The organism is Hungatella sp. (assembly GCF_046966825.1).
Genome location: NZ_JBKVCZ010000220.1, coordinates 1 through 6,453, shown reverse-complemented (window position 1 = coordinate 6,453; position 6,453 = coordinate 1). Strand labels below are relative to the sequence as shown.

Annotated in this window: 6 protein-coding genes; 1 reads left to right on the top strand and 5 read right to left on the bottom strand. The window is 51.2% G+C overall.

The window, feature by feature from the left end:
- From ACLTD4_RS32485 to ACLTD4_RS32465, 5 genes are all read right to left on the bottom strand, one after another.
- A partial coding sequence (locus ACLTD4_RS32485; protein WP_412331904.1) for a glutamate--tRNA ligase family protein occupies positions 1–729 on the bottom strand: 729 nt, incomplete at its 3' end.
- Between the two features lie 438 nt (positions 730–1,167).
- Positions 1,168–1,449: a GNAT family acetyltransferase gene (locus tag ACLTD4_RS32480; protein WP_117621251.1), complete on the bottom strand. Its 282-nt coding sequence runs from the start codon at positions 1,447–1,449 to the stop codon at positions 1,168–1,170.
- A gap of 3 nt (positions 1,450–1,452) precedes the next feature.
- Positions 1,453–1,896, bottom strand: coding sequence for a MarR family winged helix-turn-helix transcriptional regulator (locus ACLTD4_RS32475; protein ID WP_055653785.1), 444 nt, complete (start codon positions 1,894–1,896; stop codon positions 1,453–1,455).
- A 152-nt stretch (positions 1,897–2,048) separates the two neighbouring features.
- Positions 2,049–3,911 carry an ABC transporter ATP-binding protein gene (locus ACLTD4_RS32470; RefSeq protein ID WP_412331903.1) on the bottom strand — a complete coding sequence of 621 codons (1,863 nt, stop codon included), beginning with the start codon at positions 3,909–3,911 and terminating at the stop codon, positions 2,049–2,051.
- Positions 3,911–5,638 (bottom strand): ABC transporter ATP-binding protein, encoded by a 1,728-nt coding sequence (locus tag ACLTD4_RS32465; RefSeq protein ID WP_055653789.1) that lies wholly within the window; start codon positions 5,636–5,638, stop codon positions 3,911–3,913. Before ACLTD4_RS32465 ends, ACLTD4_RS32470 begins: the two co-directional genes overlap by 1 nt.
- Positions 5,639–5,880: 242 nt before the next feature.
- Between ACLTD4_RS32465 and ACLTD4_RS32460 the strand changes: the two genes are divergently transcribed.
- The coding region (locus tag ACLTD4_RS32460) for a glutamine amidotransferase-related protein (RefSeq protein ID WP_412331902.1) at positions 5,881–6,453 on the top strand (573 nt) is incomplete at its 3' end.

Below are 6,453 nucleotides of genomic sequence, written 5' to 3'. Positions count from 1 at the left end.
TTCCAGCGTACAGATCGAATGTGTGATGTGCTCCACCGCATCCTCGATCGGATGGGCAAAGTCATACATCGGGTAGATGCACCACTTATCGCCAGTGTTGTGATGGCTCATACGAGCCACCCGGTAGATAACCGGATCACGCATATTGATATTCGGGGAAGCCATATCGATCTTGGCGCGGAGCACCTTCTCTCCGTCCTGATACTTTCCTTCCTTCATCTCCTCAAAGAGCTTTAAGTTCTCTTCGATGCTCCGGTTCCGGTAAGGGCTTTCCTTACCCGGTGTCTTAAAATCGCCGCGGTATTCACGAATCTCATCCGCGGTTAAATCACAGACAAATGCTTTGCCCTTCTTAATTAAGAAGACCGCGCACTCATACATCTGCTCGAAGTAATTGGAGGCAAAAAACAGCCTGTCTTCAAAATCAGCGCCCAGCCACTTCACATCCTCAATAATGGATTCCACGAATTCCGTCTTCTCTTTCGTCGGATTTGTATCATCAAAACGAAGGTTAAACTGTCCGCCATACTTCTTAGCCAGTCCGTAGTTTAAAAGAATGGACTTTGCATGTCCGATATGCAGATATCCGTTTGGTTCCGGTGGGAATCTGGTCTGAACATGATTATAAACGCCCTCTGCCAGATCCTTATCTATCTCCTGCTCGATAAAGTTTTTAGAAACAACCTCTTCTTTTTCTGCAGTTTCTAATACTTCTCTGTTTTCTTCCATCTTGTTTCCTCCATATAAATAGTCCCAATAATATGGTATCATATCATATTTGGGAGAAATAGGAAAGGGGGAATGATAATTTTGTGGGGGGGACGCCCCAGTGATTGCGGAGAGGGCGAGGAGGCCGGGGAGGAGGAGCGTACAGCTTCTTGTTTCCTCGGTGGCAGGAACTAAAGCGGGAAGACAGGAAAAATGGGCGGATCAGGCAAACTACGGAAGAAATCCTGAAGGATTTTTCCTCCGTGTGCCCTCGAAAGTCGGCTTGGAGGCCAACTTTCGCCACCCATTTTTCCTGCCTTCCCGCTTAAGTTCCTGCGAACCTCGGAAAAGGAAGCTGTACACTCCTCCTCCCCGGCCTCCTCGCCCTCTCCGCAATCACTGGGGCTGTGTACTGGCTTTATATGGGAGAAAGGCTGCAGCGTGTTCTACTGCCTCTAATCAATAGCGGGCGGCAGCGTCCCATTCTGATTTGCGGGAGTCGTATTGGTCGTTTAACCATTTTACGACGGATTCTCTGCCTTCTTCGGTAAAGGGGAAGGTGTTCTTTACCTTGTTCTCGTCCGGGGTTGCTTCGAAACAGTAGGGTTCCGGGTAGACGACTGCCTCGAACTGGTCTTCGGCTTTTACTACGCGGTAACGCATTCCCTTAAAGCTGCCTGTGTAGGCCTCTTTCTTGAAGAAGGCCATCGGCACAAATGTTTCCTTTTTTAATGCTCCCATACTTTAAATGCCCCCGCTTTCTTCTTCATTTCGCAGATTATCGTAAATTCTGGAGACCAGGGAGATGATCGTATCCATCTCTTCGTCGGAAATGCCTTCCATCATCTCTTCCTCCAGTCCCTCGAAGGTCTCTTTTACCTTTACTGCCATCTTCTTCCCATCCTCTGTCAGGGAAATTAAGAAGGAACGACGGCACTGCGGATTATCGTTTCTGATAATATATCCCATGGCTTCCAGACGGTCCAGCGCACGTGACAGCGTGGCCGGCTCAATACAGCACGCCTCTGCAAGCTCTTTCTGTGTGATTTTATCTTTAATGAACAGCTGGCTTAACACCCTGGGCTGTCCCGCGATCAGCCCCATATCGGTCCATACCGGATGGATCCGCCTCTTCCTGGCCATCTCGGTACGGAACATTAACTCCCTGACCTCCTGCTTTCGGTCCATTTTCTCTGTTACCGCCTTTCTTATCGATCACAATCCAACGCCACTTATTATGCCTTTTTTCTCGCCGGATTTCAAGATTTTATCCGTATTTTTTTGTAAAATCCATGTAAAGAAATTACTGCCCGGAGCATGGCCGGGTCCTGACAGGCCGCTCATTCCAGTTCAAACTGGCCCGTATAGAGCCGGTAATACCGTCCGCCCTGTTCCAACAGCTCCTCGTGGCTTCCGCGCTCCATGATCTTCCCGTGCTCCAGGACCATGATGGCCTTGGAATTACGCGCCGTGGAAAGGCGGTGCGCGATGACGAACACCGTTCTGTCTTCCATCAACGCGTCCATGCCCTTCTCAATCAGGTGCTCCGTCCTCGTGTCAATGGAGCTGGTCGCCTCATCCAGTACCAGCACAGGCGGAGAAGCCACCGCGGCCCGGGCGATAGCCAGAAGCTGTCTCTGGCCCTGGGACAGATTCGCGCCGTCGCTTTCCAGAACCGTCTGGTAGCCCTCGGGCAGACGCCGGATAAAGGAATGCGCATTGGCAATCTTCGCCGCATTGATTACGTCCTCCTCTGTAGCTTCCAGGTTTCCGTAGCGGATATTCTCCTCGATGGTCCCGGTAAATAAGTGGGTATCCTGGAGGACAAATCCCAGGGAGCGGCGCAGGTCCGCCTTCCGGATCTTTGTGATGTCAATTCCGTCATAGGTGATCACACCGCCCTGTATCTCATAAAACCGGTTGATCAGATTGATAATGGTCGTCTTCCCGGCTCCCGTGGAACCCACAAATGCGATCTTCTGCCCCGGCTTGGCAAAGAGGCTGATGTCATCAAGAATCTTTTTCTTATAATTGTAGCCGAACACCACATGCTCAAAACGAACGTCGCCCGTCAAGGGGATAAGGGTGTTGTCTCTTCCTTCTTCGTCCGGCATCTTCCAGGCCCAGAGGCCGCTCTTCCGGCTGCATTCGCAGAGGCTGCCATCCGGCTTCTCCTCCACACGGCACAGCGTCACGGTTCCCTCATCCACCTCCGGCTCCTCGTCCATCATTTCAAAGATGCGCTCCGCGCCGGACAATGCGGCCAGAATGAAATTCACCTGCTGGGTGCATTGATTGATCGGCATGGCGCTCTGCCGGACATAGACCAGGTAGGAAGCCAGGCTTCCGATGTCCATGAGTCCTGCCAGTGCGAATAAACCGCCCACGCAGGCCGATACAGCATAGTTTAAATAGGAAATACTGACGACTACCGGCACCATCAGGCCGGAATACGCCATCGCATTGGTGGACGCCTGACGAAGCCGCTCATTTCTCCTGCAGAATTCTTCAAAATCCTTCTTCTCATGGTTGAAGACCTTCTCCACCTTCTGTCCTGCCACCATCTCCTCGATAAATCCGTTGATCTCGCCCAAATACTTCTGCTGTTCCATAAAGTATTTCCGGCTACGTTTCCCATTGAACCGGATAAACAGGAACATGAGCGCCATACAGCCCAGCACGATAAGCGACAGCCGGAAGCTTAAGATCACGATCATCACCATGGTGCCGACCGTCGTGATAAAGCTCTGGATCAGCAGTGTGAAGCTGTTGTTCAGCGCCTCGGCAATCGTATCCACATCGTTGGTAAAATGGCTCATCAGCTCTCCATGAGTATGGGCGTCAAAATACGCCAGCGGCAGCGTCTGCGTGTGATTGAAAAGATCCTTTCGTATCTCCTTTACGATCTTCTGTGACGTTTTCACCATCAGCCGGTTATACCCCAGTGTAGCCGATGCTCCCACCGCATACAGGATCCCCATGAAGAGCAGTGCCTTCACAAGTCCCGGAATATCCTTTGGGATGATGTACTGGTTGATAATCGGCTTCAGCATATACGTACCGAATACGCTGGCAAGACTGCTGACAATCACCAGGATTCCCACGACAAACATGGAAAATTTATGTCTTCCCATATAGGAAATGAGCCGCAGCAGCGTCCTTTTCGTGTTCCTCGGTTTCTTGTAACCGATGTATTTCGCCATTATAAGCCCACCCCTTCCTGCTGAGAATAATAGATTTCCTGGTAAATGGGATCTTTCGCCAGCAGCTCCTCGTGACTGCCTGATGCGTGTACCTTTCCGTCGTCCATGATAATGATCTGGTCTGCTCCCGAGACGGAGGTGATCCGCTGGGCTATGATGATCTTCGTCATGTCAGGAAGGCTTTCCTTAAGACCGCTCCGGATTCCCGCCTCAGTAGCCGTGTCCACGGCGCTGGTAGAATCGTCGAGAATCAGGATCTTCGGCCGCTTTAAGACAGCCCTTGCGATACAGAGACGCTGCTTCTGGCCTCCCGATAAGTTCACGCCGCCCTGATCGAGATACGTATCGTAACCCTCCGGGAAACGTTCCACGAACTCAGCTGCCCCGGCGATATCACACGCCCACGCGATTTCCTCTTTCGTGGCATCCTCTTTTCCCCATCGCAGATTATCTTCAATCGTCCCGGTAAACAGGGTATTTTTCTGCAATACCACGGCTACCGCGTCCCGCAGATGCTCCAGCGGATACGCTTTCACCGGCTTTCCATCGATGAGTACTTCCCCCTCCGTGGCTTCATAAAGCCTCGGAATCAGCTGGACCAGCGTCGTCTTGGCCGAACCGGTGCCGCCGATAATCCCCACGGTCTGCCCCGGTTTGATGTCGAGACTGACATCGGACAGGACGTACTCCTTCGCATTCTTCTTATATTTAAATGACACGTGATCGAAGGTAATTCCGCCTTCTTCCACAGTAAGTGATTCTCTGCTTTCGTCCTGAATCTCAATTTCCTCATCCAGGACTTCCAGAATACGTTTTCCAGAGGCCATGGACCGGGTCACCATCATGAAGACATTGGAGATCATCATCAGGGAATTGAGGACCTGAAGCACATAGCTTAAGAATCCGGTGAGTTCCCCCACCTGCATTCCTCCGATAAAAATCAGATTGCCGCCGAACCACAGAATGGATACGATGGTCGCATACATCACGTACTGCATGGCGGGCATGTTCATACACGCCAGGCCGAAGGCCCTCTCCGATACGGTCTGCAGTTCCGAGTTGACTGCGTCGAATTTCTCCATCTCGTGGCCTTCCCTGACATAGGCCTTTACCACGCGGACCGCCGTTAAATTCTCCTGTACGATCCGGTTGACCAGGTCGATGCTCTTCTGCATCCGGGAGTACAGGGGCCTCACATGGCTGATGATAAGAAACAGGATAACCCCCAGAAGCGGAGCCGCCACCAGGAAGATCAGCGCCAGCCTGGCATTGATGGAAAATGACAGGCAGAGAGCCGTCACCATCATCACAGGTGCACGCACAATGGGCCGGAGGCCGGTAGTTACCGCGTTCTGAATTACCGTCACATCGCTGGTAAGCCTCGTAACGAGAGACGATGTGGTGAAATGATCTGTATTGGAAAAAGAGAAGCTCTGGATCTTCTGATATTCCGCCTTCCGAAGCTCCGCTCCCAGCCCCTGGCCGCACAGCGCCGCAAATCTGGAATACGCGGCGCCAAGCCCCAGCGCCATAAGCGCCAGTATGCACATCTCGATTCCCTTTGTAATAATATACCTTCTGTCTCCGTTTGCCACGCCGACATCGATGATATCCGCCATAACGAGCGGAATCACCAGTTCGAACATGACCTCCAGCGCCACGCAGGCACAGCTGAAAAGCCCGTATTTCCGGTAATTCTTCATGTAACCGTAGAATCTTCGAAACATGTCTGCCTCCATCTCTTCACTTGCAGTTTCAACTGTTGCAATCGCAACAATTCATCATATACTATACGGCTAATTTCTGCATTTGTCTACTGAAAGTCTGCCAAAATCATGAAAAATTCATTTACCTTCGATTCATTTTCTGCTACACTATATTACAGGGTTGCAATCACAGAATTACAATCACAGCATTACAAGTTATGTTATGAAAAGGAATACATCAGAGAAGGTCAAAGGAGGCACTTATGAAACAGGATATGATAGTCATTCTGGATTTGGGAAGTACAGATAATACAAGGCTGGCGCGGGAAATCCGTGAGGTCGGCGTCTACAGCGAAATTTATCCCCATGACATTACCGCGGAAGAGCTCAAAAAACTTCCCAATGTCAAGGGTGTGATCATAAACGGAGGACCTAACCATATCGTGGACGGCGTACGGATCGACGTACTGCCGGAGATCTACGAGGCAGGCTATCCAGTCATGGCCGCCGGCCACGAACCGGCAGCCTGTGAGAACAGCGTAACCGAATGGCCAGAGGACGAAGAGACAAGAGTATCACTGGTAAGAGAATTTGTATTTGACACCTGCCATGCGCAGGCCAACTGGAACATGACGAATTTCATTGCCGACCAGGTAGAACTGATCCGCAGCCAGGTAGGCGATAAGAAGGTTCTTCTTGCACTCTCCGGCGGTGTGGACAGCTCCGTTGTAGCCGCCCTTTTAATCAAGGCCATCGGCAAACAGCTCACCTGCGTCCATGTCAATCACGGCCTGATGCGCAAGGGCGAGTCTGAGTCCGTTATCGACGTATTCAAG

Coding starts and splice junctions, on each gene's coding strand:
- ACLTD4_RS32480 (WP_117621251.1), bottom strand. CDS start 1,449: ATGGGAGCATTAAAAAAGGAAACATTTGTGCCGATGGCCTTCTTCAAG.
- ACLTD4_RS32475 (WP_055653785.1), bottom strand. CDS start 1,896: ATGGACCGAAAGCAGGAGGTCAGGGAGTTAATGTTCCGTACCGAGATG.
- ACLTD4_RS32470 (WP_412331903.1), bottom strand. CDS start 3,911: ATGGCGAAATACATCGGTTACAAGAAACCGAGGAACACGAAAAGGACG.
- ACLTD4_RS32465 (WP_055653789.1), bottom strand. CDS start 5,638: ATGTTTCGAAGATTCTACGGTTACATGAAGAATTACCGGAAATACGGG.